At 61.2% G+C, this 22019-nt stretch carries 17 protein-coding genes and 1 tRNA gene; 9 read left to right on the forward strand and 9 right to left on the reverse strand.

Translation table 11 applies throughout. The features are described from left to right. Positions 1–112: 112 nt before the first annotated feature. A complete protein-coding gene (groL, locus tag FW756_RS07345; protein ID WP_446429502.1) occupies positions 113–1732 on the forward strand; it encodes a chaperonin GroEL in 1620 nt (539 codons plus the stop codon). 563 nt (positions 1733–2295) lie between these two features. On the opposite strand, the gene FW756_RS07350 is transcribed toward groL, so the two are convergent. The 5 genes from FW756_RS07350 to FW756_RS07370 all read right to left on the reverse strand — a co-directional run bounded on the left by FW756_RS07350 (position 2296) and on the right by FW756_RS07370 (position 8454). Continuing rightward, a complete protein-coding gene (locus tag FW756_RS07350; RefSeq protein ID WP_446429503.1) occupies positions 2296–3798 on the reverse strand; it encodes an ATP-binding protein in 1503 nt (500 codons plus the stop codon). Beyond that, complete coding sequence (locus FW756_RS07355) at positions 3799–4500, reverse strand: response regulator transcription factor (protein WP_188023382.1); 702 nt, start codon at positions 4498–4500, stop codon at positions 3799–3801. An 88-nt stretch (positions 4501–4588) separates the two neighbouring features. Beyond that, complete coding sequence (locus FW756_RS07360) at positions 4589–5704, reverse strand: extracellular solute-binding protein (RefSeq protein ID WP_446429504.1); 1116 nt, start codon at positions 5702–5704, stop codon at positions 4589–4591. A gap of 120 nt (positions 5705–5824) precedes the next feature. Beyond that, a complete protein-coding gene (gene speB / locus FW756_RS07365; RefSeq protein WP_446429505.1) occupies positions 5825–6802 on the reverse strand; it encodes an agmatinase in 978 nt (325 codons plus the stop codon). Continuing rightward, the gene (locus FW756_RS07370) at positions 6799–8454 is read right to left on the reverse strand and encodes a thiamine pyrophosphate-binding protein (protein ID WP_446429506.1); all 1656 of its coding nucleotides are present in this window, start codon (positions 8452–8454) and stop codon (positions 6799–6801) included. The genes speB and FW756_RS07370 overlap by 4 nt, the downstream gene beginning before the upstream one ends. Positions 8455–8639: 185 nt before the next feature. Between FW756_RS07370 and FW756_RS07375 the strand changes: the two genes are divergently transcribed. After that, positions 8640–9227, forward strand: a complete 588-nt coding sequence (locus FW756_RS07375; RefSeq protein ID WP_446429507.1) for a helix-turn-helix domain-containing protein — start codon at positions 8640–8642, stop codon at positions 9225–9227. Between the two features lie 103 nt (positions 9228–9330). On the opposite strand, the gene FW756_RS07380 is transcribed toward FW756_RS07375, so the two are convergent. The 3 genes from FW756_RS07380 to FW756_RS07390 form a co-directional block, all read right to left on the reverse strand. Then, the gene (locus FW756_RS07380; RefSeq protein WP_446429508.1) at positions 9331–11052 is read right to left on the reverse strand and encodes a DNA repair helicase XPB; all 1722 of its coding nucleotides are present in this window, start codon (positions 11050–11052) and stop codon (positions 9331–9333) included. Between the two features lie 110 nt (positions 11053–11162). Next, positions 11163–13076: a helicase-associated domain-containing protein gene (locus FW756_RS07385; protein ID WP_446429509.1), complete on the reverse strand. Its 1914-nt coding sequence runs from the start codon at positions 13074–13076 to the stop codon at positions 11163–11165. Positions 13077–13094: 18 nt separating this feature from the next. Next, entirely contained in the window at positions 13095–13361 is a 267-nt protein-coding gene (locus FW756_RS07390; RefSeq protein WP_446429510.1) for a hypothetical protein, read from the reverse strand. Between the two features lie 212 nt (positions 13362–13573). On the opposite strand from FW756_RS07390, the gene FW756_RS07395 reads away from it, so the two are divergent. Together FW756_RS07395 and FW756_RS07400 are read left to right on the forward strand one after the other, a co-directional pair. Next, positions 13574–13951, forward strand: coding sequence for a cold-shock protein (locus FW756_RS07395; protein WP_446429511.1), 378 nt, complete (start codon positions 13574–13576; stop codon positions 13949–13951). A gap of 19 nt (positions 13952–13970) precedes the next feature. Beyond that, positions 13971–14672 carry a DUF3027 domain-containing protein gene (locus tag FW756_RS07400; protein ID WP_446429512.1) on the forward strand — a complete coding sequence of 234 codons (702 nt, stop codon included), beginning with the start codon at positions 13971–13973 and terminating at the stop codon, positions 14670–14672. Positions 14673–14966: 294 nt separating this feature from the next. On the opposite strand, the gene serC is transcribed toward FW756_RS07400, so the two are convergent. Continuing rightward, positions 14967–16082, reverse strand: coding sequence for a phosphoserine transaminase (gene serC, locus FW756_RS07405; protein WP_446429513.1), 1116 nt, complete (start codon positions 16080–16082; stop codon positions 14967–14969). Positions 16083–16186: 104 nt separating this feature from the next. On the opposite strand from serC, the gene FW756_RS07410 reads away from it, so the two are divergent. From FW756_RS07410 to FW756_RS07430, 5 genes are all read left to right on the forward strand, one after another. Next, positions 16187–16888 (forward strand): iron dependent repressor, metal binding and dimerization domain protein, encoded by a 702-nt coding sequence (locus FW756_RS07410; protein WP_446429514.1) that lies wholly within the window; start codon positions 16187–16189, stop codon positions 16886–16888. A 91-nt stretch (positions 16889–16979) separates the two neighbouring features. Continuing rightward, on the forward strand, positions 16980–18332 hold the full coding sequence (gene gdhA, locus FW756_RS07415; protein WP_446429515.1) for an NADP-specific glutamate dehydrogenase: 1353 nt from the start codon (positions 16980–16982) through the stop codon (positions 18330–18332). A 288-nt stretch (positions 18333–18620) separates the two neighbouring features. After that, positions 18621–19322 (forward strand): hypothetical protein, encoded by a 702-nt coding sequence (locus FW756_RS07420; RefSeq protein ID WP_446429516.1) that lies wholly within the window; start codon positions 18621–18623, stop codon positions 19320–19322. Between the two features lie 156 nt (positions 19323–19478). Continuing rightward, positions 19479–19551 (forward strand) — tRNA-Arg (locus FW756_RS07425). A 306-nt stretch (positions 19552–19857) separates the two neighbouring features. Further along, positions 19858–22008 (forward strand): DUF7507 domain-containing protein, encoded by a 2151-nt coding sequence (locus FW756_RS07430; RefSeq protein WP_446429517.1) that lies wholly within the window; start codon positions 19858–19860, stop codon positions 22006–22008. The last annotated feature ends 11 nt before the right edge of the window (positions 22009–22019 follow it).

Raw genomic sequence — 22019 nt, forward strand, 5'->3', positions numbered from 1 at the left:
CAGGTTCGAGTGCCAGAATTGCATTAGCAGTCGAATCGACTGAGTGCTAGAAGTGAGCGCGGGTACCCCCTGCGCCACGGGTTATCCACGAAACGTCCAGGAGGGCGAACACATGGCAAAGATGATTGCGTTTGATGAGGAAGCACGTCGCGGACTCGAGCGTGGCCTGAACACGCTCGCTGATGCTGTCAAGGTGACGCTTGGCCCGCGCGGCCGCAACGTTGTCCTTGAGAAGAAGTGGGGCGCTCCCACCATCACCAACGATGGCGTTTCGATCGCTCGCGAAATCGAGCTCGACGAGCCTTTCGAGAAGATCGGTGCTGAGCTCGTCAAGGAGGTCGCTAAGAAGACCGACGACGTCGCAGGCGACGGCACCACCACCGCTACTGTTCTTGCTCAGGCAATCGTGCGCGAGGGCCTCCGCAACGTAGCGGCAGGCAGCGATCCCATCGCAATCAAGCGCGGCATCGAGAAGGCTGTTGCAGCTGTCTCGGCTCAGCTCCTCGCTAACGCACAGGAGATCGAGACCACCGACCAGATCGCGGCTACCGCTTCGATCTCGGCAGCTGACGAGCAGATCGGTGCGCTGATCGCAGAGGCTATCGACAAGGTCGGCAAGGAAGGCGTCGTCACTGTTGAAGAGTCGAACACCTTCGGCACCGAGCTCGAGCTCACCGAGGGCATGCGCTTCGACAAGGGCTACCTCTCGGCATACTTCGTCACCGACGCAGACCGCCAGGAAGTCGTCTTCGAGGAGCCTTACATCCTCGTCGTCAACAGCAAGGTCTCGAACATCAAGGACCTGCTCCCCGTCGTTGACCCCGTGATCCAGTCGGGCAAGCAGCTCCTCATCATCGCTGAGGACGTCGAGGGTGAAGCACTCGCTACCCTCGTGCTCAACAAGATCCGCGGCATCTTCAAGTCGGCAGCTGTGAAGGCTCCCGGCTTCGGTGATCGCCGCAAGGCAATGCTCCAGGACATCGCGATCCTCACCGGTGGCCAGGTCATCTCGGAAGAGGTTGGCCTCAAGCTCGAGAACACCACTCTCGACATGCTCGGCACCGCTCGCAAGGTCATCATCACCAAGGACGAGACCACCATCGTTCAGGGTGGCGGCGAGGAAGACGCAATCCAGGGTCGCGTGCAGCAGATCCGTCGCGAGATCGAGAACACCGACAGCGACTACGACCGCGAGAAGCTCCAGGAGCGCCTCGCTAAGCTCGCAGGCGGCGTTGCAGTCATCAAGGCTGGCGCAGCAACCGAGGTTGAGCTCAAGGAGCGCAAGCACCGCATTGAGGACGCAGTCCGCAACGCAAAGGCTGCAGTTGAAGAGGGCGTTCTCCCCGGCGGCGGCGTCGCACTGATCCAGGCTGGTAAGGAAGCATTCGCTACCCTCGAGCTCAACGGTGCAGAAGCTGTTGGCGCAAAGATCGTTCAGACCGCTATCGAGGCTCCCCTTCGCCAGATCGCACTCAACGCAGGCCTCGAGCCCGGCGTTGTTGCTGATCGCGTCGCAAACCTCCCCAACGGTCACGGTCTCAACGCTGCAACCGGCGAGTACGGCAACCTCATCGAGCAGGGCATTCTTGACCCCGCAAAGGTGACCCGTTCGGCTCTCCAGAACGCAGCTTCGATCGCTGGCCTCTTCCTCACCACTGAGGCAGTCGTTGCAGACAAGCCCGAGCCCGCAGGTGCAGCAGTAGCTGATCCCACCGGCGGCATGGACTTCTAAGTCTGAGACGCTTACAGGCGGGGGTCGCACCGAAAGGTGTGGCCCCCGCCTTGTTTTGTCTCTGAGGATGGGGCTAGGCGCGCGCTGGGTTTGGCGCGCGGTGACGGGTTCCCGATTTCTCGAGTTTGTGGGTTGCTCTCGGGCCCCTTGGGTCCCTAATCCCCTGAAAACACCGCTTTCCCCCGAAACGGGGCCTTTCTTGCGCAAGAAATGGGCCTTCTCGCAGGCAAGGCCCGTTCTCGCGGGTGTCAGGGCGTCCGGGGACTCCGGGGACTCCGGGGCGCCGCGCGCTTAGAGTCGCTCTGTATAGAAGGCGCACAACTGCACACACGTGAGCGCACAGTGCACGAGTCTCCACCGCAGCCTCCGCCGCCGCCTCCGCCGCCGCCACCCAAGCCCGTGAAAAGGGGTCGTTCAAACGAAAAGGGTAGTTATTCACGTGAATAACTACCCTTTTCGGCGAGAAGACCCGGATTCGCGGGGCCGGCGTTTGCTCGACTGCGGGGCTGGCGAGAGCCGGCCAGGGCAGGAGAGAGACGGAAACCGCCGCCAGCCCGCGAACCCTACCGCTTCAGCGAGTCGATCGGGACGGTGTCCTGCGACACAGGCGATAGCGGCAGTTCTACGTGGAACGTAGCGCCCCCGCCAGGCGTCTCGCGTGCGTCAACCTTGCCACCGTGCGCCTCGACGATTGACTTCACGATTGCAAGCCCAAGGCCCGAGCCGCCAGTTTCGCGGTTGCGCGAGGTGTCTGCACGCCAGAACCGACCGAAGATCTTGTCACGAATCTGCTCAGGAATGCCTTCACCGTGGTCAACGATCTCAAAGCAAGCAACCGGTGCCGTTCCCTCGGGCACGTCTGGCGTTGAGATGACAATCTCAATCGGACTTCCCTCTGGCGTGTGCCGCATGGCGTTGCCAATGAGGTTGGTCATGAGCTGGCGAACTCGATGCTCGTCACCGCGTACGTAAGGGTCCGTGGGATCCTCAACGACGGTAACTGCGCGATCGGGTGCCTGGGCACCCGCGTCGAGCGCCGCATCGTGTGCGAACTGATTGAGTGGCAGTGCCGCGAGTTCAAGCGGGCGGCGCTCGTCGAGGCGGGCAAGCGCGAGCAGGTCCTCAACGAGTGAGGTCATGCGGATTGCTTCCTTCTCGATGCGGTCCATCGCCTGACCGATCTGTTCCTCGGTCTGCAGCGCACCCATTCGGTAGAGCTCGGCGTAACCGCGCACCGAGACGAGCGGTGTACGCAGTTCGTGGCCTGCGTCACCAACGAAGCGACGCATGCGGCGGATCGTGTGCTCTCTGTCTTCAATCGACCCGTCGAGTCTGTCGAGCATGGTGTTCAAGGACTCGCCAAGGTGGCCCACCTCAGTGTGCGGGCTCGTCACCATGATGCGTTTCGAGTAGTCGCCACGGGAGATCTCGAGAGCAGTTTGTTCGACCTCAGCGAGCGGGAGGAACGTTGTGGTCACGAGCACTCTTGTGAGTGCAGCCCCGAGCAAGATGACGGCGATGCCAAAGCACGTGAAGATCATCACGTACTGGGCGACCATCTGGTTGATCGCTGATGTCGAGGCAGCAATCAGTAGTGCACCGCCAGGCTCACCGTCGACGTAGATCGGGATCGTCACCGCTCGCCAATGCGTGCCGTCGATGCTCTTGAGCTCGAAGAGGTCGCTTGCGTGCTCAATGACCCACGGGAAGTTGAGATCACTGGGAACGAGGGGAAGGTGCTTCCCATCGACGTCTCTGCTGTTGTCGTACCGCACGGTGCCGTCAGAGTTGAGGAGTGCCGTGTAGTAGCGACCGTCGGCAAAGATGACGTCGTTTTGGGTGAGTTGTTTGAGGTCAGCGCCGGTCGCGAGGGCCGGTCCTGGGTCCAGCCGAAGCTGGTTCAGCGTTGCTGTCTGGCTGCTCAGCAGCATCGGGCGGAGCACACCGAGTGTGCCCACGCCCGCCACGATGAGACCGAGGAAGAGAATGAAGACCGTAACGCCGGTGATCTTCGTTCGCAGTGAAACATCGGCCCAGCGTTCGCTGAACGTGCGAAGAGGGTGCACTTACTTCGCTTCCGCCTTGAGCATGTAGCCGAAGCCGCGCTTAGTCTGGATGAGAGATTCATCGGTGAGCGGATCGAGCTTGCGACGCAGGTACGAAACGTACGACTCGACGATGCCAGCATCGCCGTTGAAGTCGTATTCCCAGACGTGGTCGAGGATCTGCGCCTTCGACAGCACGCGGTTTGCGTTCTGCATGAGGTAGCGCAGGAGCTTGAACTCGGTGGGGGAGAGCTCAACGGGGGTGCCGCCGACGGATACCTCGTGGGTGTCCTGGTCCATCGAGATGGGGCCGACCTCAAGCATGGACTCTTCGTCGTCCTGGATCGTGCGACGAAGCACAGCGTTAATGCGGGCGATGATCTCGTCAAGGCTGAAGGGCTTGGTGACGTAGTCGTCGCCGCCGACGTTCAGGCCTTCGACCTTGTCTTCGGTGTCGTCCTTCGCGGTGAGGAAAATGATGGGGGCCGTGTACCCGGCAGAACGGAGGCGCTTGGTGACGCTGAATCCGTTCATGTCTGGGAGCATGACGTCGAGCACGATGAGATCGGGCTCTTCTTCGAGAACTGCGGAGATGGTCTGGGCGCCGTTTCCGACCGCTCGGACTCCGAAACCAGCGAACCGCAGGCTCGTGCTGAGCAACTCGCGGATGCTGGGCTCGTCATCGACGATCAGGATACGGGGGCCCTTGTGCTGAGTAGTCATGTTTTTAGTCTCTGACAGTTTGCTATGAGGTTGCTGGAAGTCTGTGACACTCTACAAGTGCTCAGGCTTCCAGCAACCTCAGCTGCGACTAGTTGCCAGTGACCCAACCAGCCCAGGCGGTCGACATTGCATCGTAGTTCTCGACCCAGAAGTCGACGTTTGACACCTTGCCTGTTTCGAAGCGGGTGCTTGCGAGCCAGTCCGAGAGGAGCGGATCAACATCGGGCTTCGCATCAACGTTGACGGGCGACATGGAGTTGAGCTCAGTCATCGCTGCTTGCTGATCCGCGCCAAGGAAGTAGTTGATCGCTGCGTGGGAAGCAGCGACGTCCTTTGCACCCTTGGGGATTGCGGTTGAGTCGATCGCGACAAGCCATTCGTCCCAGACGGGGGCGATTGGAGCGCCTGCTTCGGCGGCGCCATAGCCGCGGCCCGACCAGACGAAGCCCATGACGGCTTCACCCGATTCGAGCTGCTGCTGTGCCTGGGCGCCGGTGGTCCAGCCGATCATGTCGTCGCCGAGCGCGCGATACATATCGAGCGCCTGGTCGATGTGTTCTGGCTTGAGATTGTCGAGGTCGACCCCGGCAGCAAGCAACGGGAACTCGAGGTTCTGCGGATCAACGTAGGTGGTCTGCGGTACCGCACGCTTGCCAGGGAACTTCTTTGTATCGAAGAAGTCAGCCGCGCTCTTTGGTGGATTGTCTCCGAAGACCTCGGTGTTGTAGGCGATGACAAAGCCATACATGACGTTCGGGATCATGCACTCATCGGTGAGGGTGCCCTCCGGCAGCTTGGAGGTATCGATGAGCGAGCGGTCGATCTTCTCGTACATGGTGCCGCAGCCGCGGGCTGAGTCGACCTGGGTGGTGTCGACGATGTCCCATGACACGTTTCCGCTGTCGACCATGGCCTTGAGCTTGCCAGAATCGAATGCGTCCATCTGCAGCGTCGCACCTGAGGCCTGCGCGAGCGGCTGCCAGATGGCTTCGTCTTGACCCTCCTGGAAGATACCGCCTGGGCCGGCATAGGTGAGCGTCGTGCCTTCGAGAATGCCTTCCTTGATCTGGCCCGCAACTGGCGTACCGAAGTCACGGTCCGCCGCGGGGGCCGCGTCGTTGCCGCCGCCAGAGCAGGCCGTCAGCAGCAGCGCCGCGGCACCGAGAGAGGCGAGAAGAGTTGTGGTTCTGATGGGGTTCGTCATTGAACTTCCATTTCTCTGTTGCGAGCATGCTCGCGGGGTGTGGCAGCTCACGCTGCAGGGTGGCGACCGAGGTCGCGGGGCGGGGCGATGCCGAGACACCGCCCCGGGGATGTGCTGAGGTTAGAGCCCCCAGATGGACAGGAATTCGTAGGCCACGTGCGCCGCAGCGAGCGAGGTCACGTTGGCGTGGTCGTACGATGGTGCAACCTCAACGACGTCTGCGCCGACGACGTTGAGAGGAGCGAGACTGCGAATCAGGAACAGGAGTTCGCGGCTCGAGAGCCCACCGGGTTCGGGGGTGCCGGTGCCTGGGGCGAACGCGGGATCGAGCACGTCAATGTCGACAGAGACATAGACGGGGCGATCGCCGAGGCGGGCACGCATCTGGTCGGCGATGCCGTGGAGCCCGGTGGTGAGAAATTCACTCGCGTGCACGGTCTGGAATCCGAGCGCGCGATCGTCTGAGAGATCTTGATGATCGTAGAGGGATCCGCGGATACCAATGTGCATGCAGCCCTCGGGATCCAGCAGCCCTTCCTCCGCGGCTCGCCTGAACGGGGTGCCGTGGTGCGTAGACGCACCGAAGTAGGTTCCAAATGTGTCAATGTGCGCGTCGAAGTGCAGTACCGAGATCGGTCCGTGCTTGTCGAAGAGCGTCTTGATTGACGGGTATGCGACCGTGTGGTCCCCGCCGAGAATGACGAGCTTTCCCGCACGCTCTCGCGCAGCGGTGAGACCAGACACCATCGCGTCGATCGCGTGCTCGATCCCGAACGGTGTGACCGCCAAGTTACCAACATCGGCGACCTGGTGCTTTGCGAACGGGAATGAGTCAAGCTCAACGTGATGTGGGCGGATCAGGTGGCTTGCGCTGCGGATTCCTTCTGGGCCGAAACGGGCACCAGGGCGGTACGTGACGCCAGAATCGAACGGGATGCCGATAACGCCTGCCGCGGATTCACCAACATCAGACAGTCGTGGCAGTCCCGCAAATGTACCGGGGCCAGCGAACCGGGGAACCTGCGAGAAGTCCACCTGGCCGGTGATGTCGCGCCCATCAGGGCCTGGGGTGCGTACGTAGGGAATGTCGAGACTCATGCGTCTGCTCCTGGGTTCAGTGAATCGGCTTCAACGCGGTGGTCGGCGGGCGCCTGCACCACGATGACTGAAAGGCCCGGGCTTGCTGTCGAAACTTTGATGGCGGCTTCGAGCTCTTCCGGGGTGGTCGGCTGCACGACGTGGGCGCCAAAGCCGCGGGCGATCATGCTGAGATCCTGTGCGGTGGTGCGAACGCCAGCGGGCATGATGTCGGTACGGGCGAACGACACTTCGATCTCGCGGTAGCCACCGTTGTCCCAGATGACGTGGGTGACGTTCGCGCCGAGGTCGCGCGCGGTAGCGAGCTCCGTGAGCGTGAACAACGAGCTGCCGTCACCAGCAAGCGAGATGATCGGAGTATCTGGCTTGCCGATCGCGGCACCGATTGCCATGGGGAGCGCGGGACCGAGGGTGCCGTACCCATACGGTGCGAGCCAACGCCCCGGCTCGTCGAGCGTGAGGAAGTGGTGCGACTGGTAGGCAACCTGCGCGGAGTCAGCCGTGAGGATCGCGTGCGCTGGGAGCGCGCGTTCGATGGCTGCGATCCACGGGGTGTGCGGATCCGCGTCCCGTGCCTCAGCGAGTCCCTGGCGAGCGACCGCTGCCCGTGCCATGCCAGCCGTCGAGGCGGCTGGGTCGAGCGAGGGAAGCTGCGAGAGCGCATGCGCGACGAAGTCACCGACGCGCATTTGCAGGGTCGGCCGGGTCTGGTCGGGGTGCGTGACCGACGGATCGATGTCGACGCGCACGATCTCGGCCATGCTCGGTTCGGGTGATCCGGTGAAGAGCACCTCAAAGTCTGAGAGCTCGGTACCGAGACCGATGATGAGATCGGCGTCCTCGACAAGTTCTTGGGTGCGGGGGAAAGGCATGCTGATGCCCGCGTTGAGCGGATGATCCGTGGCCAACAGCCCCTTCGCGTTGCCGGTGAGGATCAGCGGGGCAGCAAGACGCTCTACGAGCTCCTGCACCGCTGGTCCATCGTGACGAGCGCCGCCGCCCGCAATGATGACGGGCCGCTTGGCCGCTGCGATCCGCACCACTGCCTCATCAATTGCCGAGGCCGATGCGCCAGGGATCGGAGCAGCTGCCGCTGTCGCTCCAGACGCGATCGATGCGCTCGCCGCAGGGCGGTGGATCTCGCCGACTTCTTCTTCAAGCATGTCGCGTGGAATGCCGATGTACACGGGGCGGGGGCGCTCAGCCTCCCACCGTGTGAATGCTTCGTCGATGAGTTCGATCGCGCGCTCAGGCGTCGTCACGGTTTCACTGATGAGTGTGAACGGACGCAGGACCTCTGCGAGATCAGGAGTGTCATGGAGGGTGCCGCGGTGCGCACCGAGTTCGGGGCGAGTGACGGTCGAGCCGATGATGAGCATGGGGATCGAGTCATGCCAGGCCTGCCCGATCGGGGTGAGTGCGTTGAGGACACCGGGGCCCGTGATGAGGTAACAGACACCCGGTTTGCCCGTCGTGCGTGTGTACGCATCTGCCATGAATCCAGCGCCCTGCTCGTGGCGAGGGATGGTGACACTCAGCCCGCTCTTGTCGATGTCGCGAAACAGTTCGAGTGTGTGCACGCCTGGAATGCCGAAGATGTGCTCGACGCCGTACTCCGTGAGTAGTGAACTGATGGCCTGACCGAGTCGCATGTGACCCCTCCTGCGCAGACTTCCTTGTCTGCAGTCGATGTGCGTCACAACCTCATTGTTTTGTGACACGTTACTCTTTGCAGTGATACTAAACACGCAGTGTGGGCCAGGTCAATCATCGATTTGTAACAAAGCCGTATGCTGCTGGTAGACACAACGAGGTACTTTTCCCAAGGAGCGACCGCATGACGGAGCAGACCACCGCGCGACCGCCGCTGAATTCAGGCATTGATCAGCTCGCGCAGATCGGCTTCAGGCTTCGCGTCGCGAGAGAAGAACGTGGCATGACGATCAGCAGTGTTGCTGATTTCACCGGTCTCACCAAGGGGTTTATCTCGCAGGTGGAGCGGGGGCTCACCTCCCCATCGATCACCTCACTCGCGGCGATCTGCGATGCTCTGACGATGCCGATGGGACGCCTGTTTGATCCGCCCACCGTGCATGTGAGCCGGAAGGGCGAGCGGTCGCGCCCGTTTCTCATGGGTTCAGGGCTGAGCGACTCGATCCTCACCCCGCCGGGGCAGAGCGATGTGCAGGTCATCGAAACCTGGATCGAACCGCACGGCGGATCCGTGACCGAACCCTATCGGCTCCCCGTCGATCGTGAATTCGTGGTCGTGCTCGACGGCGCACTCGAACTCACCATTGAGGGAACCGTCTATGAGCTCAACGAAGGTGATGCCGTGAGCTTTAACGCACGCCACGCTCACACCTGGCGCAACCCCTCGGGGACCGACAGCACCCGGGTGATGTGGGTGCTGACCTCGGCATAGCCGGGTGGCCGGGTGGCCGGTCACCCGATTGCCACCGTCGGGTGACCGGCGTTCAGTGCGCGGATCGAAGCTGGTGCAGCCGTAATCCGCGCCCTCGAAAGACCTAAATCTGGTCGGCGTCGAGAATTGTGTACGCGTATCCCTGTTCGGCAAGGAAACGCTGGCGGTTCTGCGCGAAATCCTGGTCGACGGTGTCACGCGCGATGAGCGTGTAGAACGACGCCTTAACGTCTTTCCCCTTCGGACGCAGCAGGCGACCGAGACGCTGCGCTTCTTCTTGGCGCGAGCCATACGAACCCGAGATCTGCACGGCGACCGACGCATCAGGCAGGTCGACAGAGAAGTTCGCGACCTTCGAGACAACGAGGGTTTTGATCTCACCCGTACGGAACGCGTTGAACAGATCCTCGCGTTCGTTCACCGGCGTCTGACCCGTGATGAGTGCCGCGCCGAGCGACGCAGCCATCGATTCGAGTTGATCGATGTACTGGCCGATCACCAGTACACTCTCGCCTGGATGCTTCGCGATGATGCGGCGCGCGATCTCTTCCTTCTCGGGAGTCGAAGACGCGATGCGATAGCGATCCTGATCTTCTGCTGCGGCATACTGGTAGCGCTCGCCCTCAGGCAAGTCGATACGCACCTCGAAACACTCAGCGGGGGCAATGAAGCCCTGCGCCTCGATGTCCTTCCAGGCTGCCTCGTAACGCTTCGGACCGATGAGGCTGAAAACGTCGCCCTCGCGACCGTCTTCACGCACCAGCGTTGCGGTGAGGCCGAGGCGGCGTCGTGCCTGCAGGTCGGCCGTGAGCTTGAAGACAGGGGCGGGAAGCAGGTGGACCTCGTCATAGACGATCACGCCCCAGTCTTCTGCGTCGAGGAGCGACAGGTGAGCGTACTCACCCTTCCGCTTGCTCGTGAGGATCTGGTAGGTCGCGATCGTGACAGGCTTGACCTCTTTGACCTGGCCAGAGTACTCGCCAATGTCTTCAGCAGTGAGGTTGGTGCGACGCAGCAGCTCGTCACGCCACTGGCGTGCAGAGACAGCATTCGTGACAAGAATGAGGGTTTTTGCGCCGACGGCGGCCATCGAAGCAGCGCCGACGATGGTCTTGCCAGCACCACACGGAAGGACGACGACGCCCGATCCGCCCTTCTCGAACGCCTCAACTGCTCGCTGCTGGTAGTCACGGAGGTGCCAGCCGCCCTCGCCATCACTCTGCGCGAGCTCGATGTCGTATGGCTCGCCTGGTGTGTACCCCGCGAGATCTTCTGCTGGCCAGCCGCGAGCAACGAGCTGCTGCTTGAGCTCACCACGCGCCCACGGCGCAATCACATAGGTGTGCTCATCGAGCTTGGTTTCGATGAGCGGTGCGATCTTCTTCGCGCTCACCACCTCACGCAGAATCGTGGGCTCGTCAGAACGCAAGATGAGTGCGCCAGCGGTTGCAGCCAGCGCCTCAGTTGCCGACGTCGGGAGCGGGGCAGCCTGAGCTGCAGCGATCTCTGCCTCGGTGAGTGGCTTGCGCTCAATCGTGAGTCGACCGTAGCGTCGCATGGTGTCGGCGATCTCGCTCGCGACGCCTGAGGGCACTGGGAACTTCGCGTACTTGTTCAGTGTCTCGAGGATCTCCTCGGCAGTGTGTCCAGCCGCGCGAGCATTCCACAGACCGAGCCGCGTGACGCGGTAGGTGTGGATGTGCTCAGGTGCACGCTCCAGCTCAGCGAACACCGCAAGCGCATGACGCGCCTCTTCTGCATCAGGGTGTGCCACCTCGAGCAGAACAGTGTGGTCGCTTTGAACAATAAGAGGACCGAGAGTCATAACGAACTATTCTACCGGCGACTGCCGAACTTCGGCAGGGAGCGGGGTGAGTCGGCCAACGGGGTTGATTCGACCAGCGGGCCGAGTCGGCCACTGAGTGCAGGGATGAACTAGTCGACGGGTTCGGCGACAGTGATCGCTGCGACCGGGAATGTGCGCTCCACGCCAGCTTGCACATCGAGGGCACGCACGCGACCGGCGCCGATCGAGATCGGAGTGACCACGAAATCACGACGGTCGCCACGAATCTCTACGGTCACTCGCATCGTGAGCTTGTCTTTGTGAGCCAACGCAAGGCGACCAGGAATGTCACCGAGGCCATCGCTCTGCGAGTTCACGTTCGAGACGCGGTCTACGAGCGCAGTGAGCGGATCCGCCACTGTCTCGGCCTCTGCGTCCGTGGCGACCTCGGAAGCGGCCGCTGCAATCGCGAGGTCTGCTGGAGTTCCCTGCGCTGTGCCGGGGGTCTTGGATGCGACCGATCCGCTGCCATTGCTGTCGTGGATCGATTGGCCTGATGCGCTCGGAGGCGTCTGTGACTCGGGTGTGTGTGCCTGGGCAGCCATCGCTGGATAGCGCGCCTCAACGAGCGCGCTGAGAACATGGTCGGCGCGGAGCTGCGAGTACAGCGTGTGTTCCCCGCCTGTCGTTCGCTCACCGGACGCACGACCGGACGCAGTTCGTTCGCCCGCTGTCACTTCAGCATGGTGAAGCTGAAGATGGGCAAGCGTGCGGTCGACAAGAAGCGTCGCTGTGAGTCCGGGATCCCGAACTTCAAGTCGCGTACGCCCGTTGTAGCCCTCGTGTTCGTGCACGACGAGACTGCCTGCGCGGGCCGCTGCGGCCGCGATGAGATAGTCAAGGGGCTGCGGAATACCCGTGAGTGACAAGCGTTCGAACGTGGCGCGGATCGTGGCCTCGGTCACACCGCGGTCCAGTGCGCCCATAATTGCGCCCTCTGTGACACGCAGGGTCGACGCGACACCGATGTGTTCGGGAACGGTGCACGCTGCGAGCGCTGCCTCGTCTGCTGCTGCGAGCGGCCCGGGCACCACCACACTCAAATCAGGTTGCACGTAGACGCCCGGAACCGGCGCGGGAAGTTCCTTGGCTGCGACGCGAGCGGCCTCAAGGTCGCCTGTGAGCAACGCTGCACCTGGACCTGAAAGGTGACCGTCGGCGGTGACCCCGAGCGACTCCCACAGCGCAACAGTGTGTGCGGCTTCGGCGAGCTTCGTCTCTGCGATGAACGGGAACAACCGAGGGAGCTCAGCAAGAGCTGCAGACACCGCCGTGTGGCCTGCAAGCGCGTAGGTGAGTACCTCTGGAGCGGGGAGCGTCGCCAATGCGAGCGCGAGCCAACGCTCAGTATGCGGATCCGCCAGCCAACGCTCACCAGCTGCTGCCGGGACGAGTGCATCTGCCTCAGCGGAAACCAGTAAGCCAGCCCGGCGCGCAAGCGCAATCACTTCGAATGCGTCGTCTTCGTGTGTGCCATGCTGCTCGGCGAGCGCTCTCACCGCGGCCGCCTGCGGCTTGCCGGTGCGGTTGAGTCGAAGTGGACTCTGAGAAAGCGCGCGGATCACTGCGGCGACCTGGCCCATGATTGTGAGTGCTGGTACGTACCAGTGTGTGAGTTCGGACGGTGCCGCGAATGCAGCCTGAGCGGGGCAGGGCTGATCGGCGCTCCAGCCGTTGTCAGCGCTCAGCGCGGAAAGTGCTGCCTCGACCTCGGGGAGTGCAACCGCAGCCTGTTCAGGCGAACTGCCGAACAAGCCAAGCGCTTTAAGGTCAGCGATTGCCTCGGTCGATGCGTCATCAGGCTTGGCTAATGCGCGCAGCTGATGATGATTGAGCGAGCGCAAGACGTACTGCAACGAATCCGTGCGCAACAACGCCTGTGCAAGATCGATGCTGTCGTTGATCTGGTCGGGATACCCGACACGGCGAGCTTGCACGAGGCGCGTCAAGCCACCTCTGTCGAGGTCTGCGATCGAAGTGGCAAGCGCCAGGGTTCCGCTCATTTTTGTGAAAGCTTGAAACTACGCCTTGCGCGACTTCTTCGCTGCGCGGCTGCGACGGACCTGAGCGGTAATGATCAGTGCGATGAGGAGCGCAAAGCCGGTCGGCAGACCGTAGATGGTAATGCCGAAGACATACGGCCAGAAGCCCTCAGCGAGATCAGCGCTGCCGTTCAGTCCAACAATAAGCGTCGCAAAGAATGCAAGCAGGGCGATAGCGATGATCGCAATAGTCGCGTACGCCAGCACGCGCTCGATCACCGAGGCGGAAGAGTTATCGGTAGTCATCCGCTCCATTCTACCGGCGAAGGTGAAAACTGCCCAGGGCGATGCTGGGGTTTGCGCGGTAAGCTTGACGAGATATGCCGGTGTTCCGGCAGGTGGACGATTGTTCTGCCCCTTATCCGCAGCGATGCTTGAAACTCCGCTAGGTCGCTCTCCCGCGATCACGCGGAGTACGGCAATGTTGCGAATCAGAGACGAAACAGGAGTGTCAAGACATGCCAAACGGCAAGGTCAGGTTTTACGACGAAGAAAAGGGCTTCGGCTTCATCCAGGGTGAAGACGGTCAGCAGGTGTACCTGCATGCCTCCGTGCTGCCCGACAACGCAGATGTTCGCGCTGGAACTCGCCTCGAGTACAGCGTGGGTGAGGGCCGTCGCGGCCCCCAAGCCCTGTCTGTGCGAGTTATTGACACCCCGCGTCTCGCACGTCGGTCAAAGCGGTCAGCTGATGAAATGGCAATCATTATTGAGGACCTCATGAAGCTGCTCGACGGCGTCGGAACTGATTTGAAGGCTGGTCAGTACCCTGACCGTCCAATGTCGCGCAAGGTTGCGACAATGCTGCGCCACATCGCAGATGATTTTGATGTCTAAATTGAGTGAGGAAACGCGCATGACCGTAGAAGAGGCTCACGAAGCAACGACCACCGCCGGCAACGCCGGTGCTGGTGACGGTGACGCCGCAAACGGTGCGACGTCGGTTGACGCCGGTGCGCTTCTCACAGCGTTGCTTGCCGAGCGTGAGCTCGCCCGCACCGCACTTGCAGAGATCACAGACCTCAAGAGCATCGGCAAAGAGGCTGGCCATGAAGAACATGAGGCCGGTGTCGTCACCCTCTACTTCGAGAGCTTGCTCGCTGGTTACCCCGGTTGGCGCTGGGCGGCAACGCTCGCGAAGGTCGGCAACAATGAGCCGGTTACCGTGCTCGAGGTTGAATTGTTGCCCGGTGAAGACGCTGTCCTCGCTCCCGAGTGGGTGCCCTGGTCTGAGCGTCTCGCACAGTACCGTGAGGCACAGGTGCGCCAGGCAGAAGAAGACGCAGCAGAAGCTGCCGCAGCAGAACTCGCTGATCTTGACGAGGTCGATGCAGAGGACGACATCCTCGACAACGATCACACTGAGCACGATTCAGACATGCACGGCGCCGATGTCGATGACGACGAGTCGGATGATGATGACTCGGACGACGCGGATGACTCAGATGACGAGGAATCGGACGATGAGGACTCAGACTCAGACTCGGACGATGACGATGACGATGACGATGACGATGACGCTGATTCGGATGACGAAGACGACGAACTCGACGACTAACTGCGTCGGCTCACTCAGCTCACTCAGCTAACCCAGCTGGCTCAGCTAACCCAGCGAAACGGGCACTTTCTCTCACAGACATCCCTTTCATGCGCATGAAAGGGCATCTTTGGGGAGAAAGTGCCCGTTTCGCGTGGGTGGCATAGCTCGAAAGAGTCGTTAGCGGTCGCGCTCGGGGCGAAACGCTCCGCTGCGGCGATACACAGACGATACAAAACAGGAAGGTCCCGGAGTGAACACTCCGGGACCTTCCTGTGATCCGCTCACGTGCGACTGCACGCGAATGGCGAATGACTAGATGCGCTCGAGCACGTAGTCAATGCACTCGGTGAGCTTCTGCACGTCAGCGGGGTCGATCGCGGTGAAGGTCGCGATACGCAGCTGGTTGCGGCCGAGCTTGCGGTACGGCTCGGTGTCGACGATGCCGTTTGCGCGGAGCGCCTTCGAGATTGCCGACGCATCAATCGAGTCATCGAAGTCGATGGTGACAACAACCTGCGAACGGTGTGCCTCTTCGGTGACGAAGGGAGTAGCAACAGAGGAGTTCTCGGCCCACTTGTAGAGGATCTGCGAGGATTCAGCGGTGCGAGCCGAAGCCCACTTCAGGCCGCCGTTGCTGTTCATCCAGCGAATCTGCTCGTCCATCATTGCGAGGGGAGCGAGCGCCGGGGTGTTCAGCGTTTGGTTCTTGCGCGAGTTCTCGAGTGCACCGCCAAGGTTCAGCGTCTCGGGAATGTAGCGGTCGCCAGCGGTGAGGCGCTCGATGCGCTCGATAGCCGCGGGGGAGACGAGCGCGAACCAGATGCCACCGTCAGAAGCGAAGTTCTTCTGGGGCGAGAAGTAGTACACGTCAGTCTGGCTTGCATCGAAGTCGATGCCACCAGCTGCGCTCGTTGCGTCAACGATGGTCAGTGCGCCAGCGTCGCCCTGCGCGCGAACAACGTCGGTCATGACACCGGTCGAGGTCTCGTTGTGGGGGTAAGCGTAGACATCGATGCCCTCAGCAGCGAGCAGCGAGGAACGCGAGCCTGCGTCTGCCGCACGAACATCCGGAGCTTCGAGGAAGGGAGCTGCTGCAGCTGCCTTTGCAAACTTCGAGCCAAACTCGCCAAACGTGAGGAACTGACCGCGACGCTCGATGAGCGAGTGCACTGCCGAATCCCAGAACGTGGTTGCGCCGCCGTTGGCGAGCAGAATCTCGTAGCCCTCGGGTGCCTGGAAGAGTTCCGAAAGGCCATCGCGAACGCTGCCAACAAGGTTCTTTACGGGAGCCTGGCGGTGCGAAGTGCCGAGGGTGCCGGGCTGGAGCGAGCTCAGGAACGAGATCTGCTCATCGCGCACCTTCGAAGGGCCACAGCCGAAACGGCCGTCAGCGGGGAGCAGGTTTTCAGGAATGGAGATGTCTGCCATGGAACAATTCTACGCTCATTCCTCGGCAGGGACGCTCTCATGTCATAAACTGGGTAGCGGTCAGTGCCGTAAGGAATTACGAAGACCAGGTGAACGGAGTGCTCGTGGCAGATCTCATTGATACGACGGAAATGTATTTGCGCACGATTCTCGAACTCGAGGAAGAGGGCGTGACGCCCCTTCGTGCCCGAATCTCAGAACGACTGAATCACTCAGGTCCGACCGTTTCGCAGACGATCGGGCGTATGGAGCGACTCGGCCTTGTAAACGTGACGGAAGACCGCCGCCTCGAGCTGACCGCTGAAGGTCGCACGAAGGCCGTGCAGGTTATGCGTAAGCACCGTTTGGCAGAGCGACTGCTTTCGGACGTGATTGGCCTTGAATGGGAGTACGTCCATGACGAGGCGTGCCGCTGGGAGCACGTGATGAGTGAGCGAGTTGAGCGTCGGCTCCTCGAACTCCTCGGCCACCCGACGGTTTCTCCCTACGGCAATCCCATCCCTGGGCTTGAAGAGCTTGGCGCACGTGGGGTGATCCGCGGTCAGAAGAACGTGGTGAGCGTGCTTGAACTGCTTCCTGTGAATGGTTCTGAGGTCACAGCAGAGGTGCTGCGGCTTGCAGAGCCAGCGCAGGTCGACCCTGAAATGCTGGTGAGCTTGCGTCAGGCAGGGGTTACCCCCGGAAGCCGGGCGACGTTCTCGCGTGACAGGGGTTTCGTGCGCGTCTCAGGCGACGCGACCGACGTGACGATCGAGATTCCTATCGAGATCGCCGCACACATTTTCATTGCCAGAGGGGTTCGATAGACATCGCGCTGTAGATCCTTTGGGCACTGGTAGGCCAATTCCGGCCAGAAATATATGGAGCCGATAACCAGGGCATAAGAAGGAGACGAAGATGTCGCTTCCAACAGCAGAAGAACACGTACATGCGGTGTTGGCAACAGCTGCACGCCGCAGTGTTGGCGAAAAGGAATTCATGCAGGCAGTGCATGAGGTCCTCGAAACGTTGACGCCGGTGCTGCAGGAACATCCCGAATACATTGAGGCGGGAATTCTCGACCGTTTGGTCGAACCTGAGCGACAGATCCTCTTCCGGGTCCCATGGGTAGACGACACCGGCCGCGTGCGGGTGAACCGCGGGTTCCGCGTGCAATTCAACTCCGCGCTTGGACCGTTCAAAGGCGGGCTCCGCTTCCACCCGAGCGTGAATCTCTCCGTGGTGAAGTTTTTGGGCTTCGAGCAGATCTTCAAGAACGCACTCACGGGGCAGCGGATCGGTGGCGGCAAAGGCGGTTCAGACTTTGATCCCGCAGGTCGCTCAGACGGTGAAGTCATGCGCTTCTGTCAGAGCTTCATGACCGAGCTTGTCCACCATATTGGCGAGAACATGGACGTACCCGCCGGAGATATCGGCGTCGGTGCGCGTGAGATCGGCTATATGTTTGGACAGCATCGGCGGATCACCCAGCGCTATGAAGCGGGCACCCTCACTGGTAAGGGGGTCGGCTGGGGCGGAGCGGAGGTGCGCACCGAAGCGACCGGCTTCGGTGCGGTCTTCTTCGCAGAAGAGATGCTTCGCAAGGCTGGCCAGGGAATCGCGGGCCTCAAGGCCGCGGTCTCTGGGTCGGGAAACGTCGCGATCCACGTCATCCAGAAGGTTGAGCAGCTCGGGGGTCGAGCAATTACGGCCTCTGATTCGTCGGGCTACATTGTTGATGAAGACGGTATCGACGTCGAACTCCTGAAACAGGTGAAGGTCGTGGAACGAGCGCGCATCTCTGCATATGCCGAGCGGCGGCCGAGTGCCCGGTTCGTGAAAGATGGCAAGGTCTGGGACGTACCGGTCGACCTCGCCTTCCCGTGCGCAACCGAGAATGAGATTGGGCTTGCTGATGCGCAGGCGCTGATCCGTGGCGGTGTCAGAGCGGTCACCGAGGGCGCAAACATGCCGACCACGCCAGAAGCGGTTGCGCTCTTCCAAGAAGCGAGTGTGCTTTTTGCTCCGGGTAAGGCAGCAAACGCAGGTGGCGTCGCAACCTCCGCCCTCGAGATGCGCCAGAATGCCGCTCGCTCGCGTTGGGACTTCGACACGAGTGAGAACCGTCTTCACGCGATCATGACTGACGTGCACGATTCCACCTACGAGGCGTCGGAGCGCTACGGCAGGCCAGGCGACTATGTGCTTGGCGCGAATGCTGCTGCGTTTGTGACGGTCTCGCAGGCGATGCTCGAACAGGGCGTTATTTAGGTCGCCGAGCGCGGATCACACGCGTGCGACCGCCATCCGTCCTGTAGGCGGCTGGCGGTCGCAGTGTGTCTGCCTCAAAGTCAGCGAAATCACGCTCGTGGTGTTTCGATGTCGAAAAAACTGTGACGAAAAATTCCGCAAGATTCCGCGGAATTTTCATCAAACCTGAGCGTTCTGTGACCTGAGCGTGACATATTCGTAATCTTCCGTTACTCTTAAACAGTCCTGCACCGACCGTATTTCGCACAACGGAATACGGGGAGACAGAAACGTAAGGTAGTTATTTTCGTGAACAATCAGAACGCTGGCACTGAAATCGCGCTCGCATCACAGCCCGCACCGGGTAAGGCGAAGCGAGTAGCAAAGGTAGCCGGAGCGGCGACCCTCGCTCTCGGACTCTTCGGAGCAGTCGCACTTCCCGCATACGCCGCTGAGAACTCTCAGGACGTCGCAGTGCAGGCAAGCGCGCAGAACCAGGCACTCGTTGTCGCAGACTTCGAAGAGAAGGCACTGCCGATTGTCACGGCTTCAGTACCCACTGAAGAGATTCCCAAGCCTGTGGTAGCTGTGCCTGAGAAGCCCGCAGCTGGCGCTGATGCAGAGGGCCAGGCAGCGGTCTCAGACGCACCGATGATTCCTTCGGGCGCTGGCGCTTCGGGTGTTGTGAATGCAGCACTTGCACAGCTCGGCCAGAACATGGACTGCACCGACCTCGTACAGAACTCGCTTGCAGCGATCGGTCTCACCGAGCGTCGCGACCAGGGCGGCTACGACCACGGTGTGGGCAGCTTCGACGGCTACGGCACGATCTACCCTTACAACCCGCTTACCGTTGCAGCAGGCGACCTGCTCGTATGGCCTGGCGCACCCCACATCGCAGTTGCTGTAGACAGCGGCTCGGCAGTGCACGGCGGCTGGGGCGACACGGTTGTGTTCGCTGGTCACCAGAACCACGGCGCAAACCCGGATTACATCATCCGACTCGGCTAAGACCGACACAAACTACCTTTCAATGGGCGCTCGACTTTTCAGTCGAGCGCCCATTGGCGTTTTTAGAGTTGAATGCGCGGCCTGCGTTGTGGTGAGCAGAGGGCTGTGCGGTAAGGTTGCTCTGTTGCGTTCACTTCCTGAGTGATCGCGATCCACGCCTCAGTAGCTCAGTGGATAGAGCACCGCTCTCCTAAAGCGGGTGTCGTAGGTTCGATTCCTATCTGGGGCACTTCTTAATTAAACGTCTTCGTCCTCTCCTGCGCTCGCATGGGGCGTTCGTGTTGGCATCTCGACATCAGGTGTCGGTAGTGAACCCTCCGCCTTGACCTAGCGAGTGTTGGGGTGCGTTGGGGTGAACCCAACGCACCCCAACACAAAGTCCAACGCAAGACCTAGTCAATTGACTGGTGTGCAATTTTTGCGCAGAACATAAGTTTGACTCCAGGGGGTGTTCGCTGTGCCTTCGCAATGTCGAAGGTAGCGAAGCCAGTGGGCTGTCGAAGGGACGACAGCCTCACAAATCAAGGGGGCAATCTTGCGCGCGCGCAAAATCTTTGCACGCCGGTTTGGTGCGTCACAGCGTCGAAATCGGGTGCTCGCAGCACTGCTGGCTGTCGTACTGCTCGGCGGTGTCGGCCAGACGGCAGCATTCGCTGTTGACGGTGCCGGTGGAGACACTGCTGCCCAAGCTGCGGCTGATGGCCAGCAGGGCGCAGAAAACGCTGCAACTGAGCCTGGCGAGAGCACGTCGGGCCAGACGAACGCGGATCCAAACGCATCCGCAGACGCTGAGACCGCTGACGGCGGCGCGTCCGATGAAAGTGTGGAAGAACACACGACCGAAGACCCAGCACCTGCGCCCGCTGCACCCCGCCAGCGAAATGCTGTGCCTGCGCCACTTGCTGCGCCCGTTGCAACCAATACTGCGGTGATTTCGGTGTCAGTTGCTGGCGACCGCAAGGTCAACAGCGCGGATCGCACAGGCCTCGCAGGGGTGACACTTCGCCTGTATGACGGTACGAGCAACGGAGCAGGCAACGCTGTCAGCGAGCAGTGGGCCACCTGCGTCTCTGACGCGAATGGCAACTGCAAGTTCACCGTGCCCCACACTCAGCCAGAACAAACTGAATGCCGTTGGTTCAGCTGCTGGGTGGTCGAGCCTGCTGGTGAAAACCACAACCGTCAGTTCTGGGTTGGCGTCGAGGCCGCTCCTGCTGGCTGGTTTATAAATCCACAGCTTGAGGTTGGCGCTGGAACCGCGACGAAGTATTTGTTTCGCACTGGTTCAAAGCTGGTCGTAGGCAACACTTACGAGTCCGGCACCGCGTTTATGACGTACTCCTCGAGCGGTACTGCAAGTTCGAGTGGCGCCTGGGCGATGTCCCGCAACAATCCAGAAATCACCCTCGGTTGCCGAACCGGTGTGAAGGTCGCTCTTGTACTTGACCTGTCGGGATCTGTCGCAGGATCGCTCGGCGACCTGAAGAACTCTGCAAAGTCGATGGTTGACGCGCTTAAGGGAACCGGGTCGTCCGTCGCACTGTTCACTTTTGCTGACGCGTCTCCTCGAAACAACAAGGCCTCAGGCATGAGCTACCCGCTCATGACGATCGACGGCGGAACTAACCTCAACACGATCAAGTCACGCATCGACAAGTACGAAACTGGCGGCGGTACGAACTGGGACGAGGGACTCTACAGCGTCGCTGCCTCGAAAGACTCGTATGACCTCGCGGTTATTGTGACCGATGGCCTCCCGACGTTCTCAGGTGGAACCGAGGGACGCAAGATGGTTGGGCCTGGCAGCTCCACCCAGTTCGAGCAGGTTGAACGTGCGATTTCCTCTGCCAACGCCATTAAGGCTCAGGGCACCCGCGTGCTCGCGGTCGGTGTGGGACAGGGCATCAATGGTTCCTCCAAGAACCTCAGCGCAATTTCCGGTCAGAACAAGTACGTCAAGGGTTCGGCTCTGAATGACGTTGACTACTTCCAGGCCGACTGGAAGCAGCTCTCATCGATGCTCGAAGGCATCGCGCTTGGTGCAACCTGTCAGGCAACCGTTGACGTGTCGAAACTGACGATCGCGTACGGCGCGAAAAGCCCAGTTTCAGGCGGTGAAGGCTGGAACTTCAACGCGACCTCCAGCGGAGCGACGCTCAAGTCAGGTGCACAACGCACCACCAATGCGCAGGGCAAGGCGTCGTATCAGCTTGAGTTCGGCTCACCGACGGCCAAGACCGCACAGGTGTCGCTGAGCGAAGCGATGACGAATTCCCAGAAATCGGCAGGCTGGTCACTTCAGAGTGTGAGCTGTTCCGTGAATGGCGGATCCGCACAGCAATACCCGAATCTCGCAGCGAATCTGCAGGTGGGACCTGGTGACCAGGTGAGCTGTGAGTTCACGAACGTGCAGCGAATGGTTCCCGGAGTCACTATCGAGAAGCGTGCGTGGGATACCCCAGACCCGGCGAAAATCAAGGGTTCGACTGAGCTGGTCGACGGCGCTGCCGTTGCGAGCGGACGCAAGGTGAGCTGGTCGTACCTCGTGACCAACACCGGACAGACGACACTCACTGGCATCACCGTCACTGACGACAAAGTAGCCAGCGTGAATTGCCCGACAGACACGTTGCAGGCCGGGAAGTCGATGACTTGCACGGCCAGCGGCCCAGTCACCGCTCAGTAAAGACCCGGGCG

The sequence above is a fragment of the Leucobacter sp. 1207-22 genome (assembly GCF_052850455.1).

Bases quoted from the DNA above. Each gene is read 5' to 3' on its own strand.
- groL (WP_446429502.1), top strand. From the start codon at position 113: ATGGCAAAGATGATTGCGTTTGATGAGGAAGCACGTCGCGGACTCGAG.
- FW756_RS07355 (WP_188023382.1), bottom strand. From the start codon at position 4,500: ATGACTACTCAGCACAAGGGCCCCCGTATCCTGATCGTCGATGACGAG.
- FW756_RS07360 (WP_446429504.1), bottom strand. From the start codon at position 5,704: ATGACGAACCCCATCAGAACCACAACTCTTCTCGCCTCTCTCGGTGCC.
- speB (WP_446429505.1), bottom strand. From the start codon at position 6,802: ATGAGTCTCGACATTCCCTACGTACGCACCCCAGGCCCTGATGGGCGC.
- FW756_RS07370 (WP_446429506.1), bottom strand. From the start codon at position 8,454: ATGCGACTCGGTCAGGCCATCAGTTCACTACTCACGGAGTACGGCGTC.
- FW756_RS07375 (WP_446429507.1), top strand. From the start codon at position 8,640: ATGACGGAGCAGACCACCGCGCGACCGCCGCTGAATTCAGGCATTGAT.
- FW756_RS07380 (WP_446429508.1), bottom strand. From the start codon at position 11,052: ATGACTCTCGGTCCTCTTATTGTTCAAAGCGACCACACTGTTCTGCTC.
- FW756_RS07385 (WP_446429509.1), bottom strand. From the start codon at position 13,076: ATGAGCGGAACCCTGGCGCTTGCCACTTCGATCGCAGACCTCGACAGA.
- FW756_RS07390 (WP_446429510.1), bottom strand. From the start codon at position 13,361: ATGACTACCGATAACTCTTCCGCCTCGGTGATCGAGCGCGTGCTGGCG.
- FW756_RS07395 (WP_446429511.1), top strand. From the start codon at position 13,574: ATGCCAAACGGCAAGGTCAGGTTTTACGACGAAGAAAAGGGCTTCGGC.
- FW756_RS07400 (WP_446429512.1), top strand. From the start codon at position 13,971: ATGACCGTAGAAGAGGCTCACGAAGCAACGACCACCGCCGGCAACGCC.
- serC (WP_446429513.1), bottom strand. From the start codon at position 16,082: ATGGCAGACATCTCCATTCCTGAAAACCTGCTCCCCGCTGACGGCCGT.
- gdhA (WP_446429515.1), top strand. From the start codon at position 16,980: ATGTCGCTTCCAACAGCAGAAGAACACGTACATGCGGTGTTGGCAACA.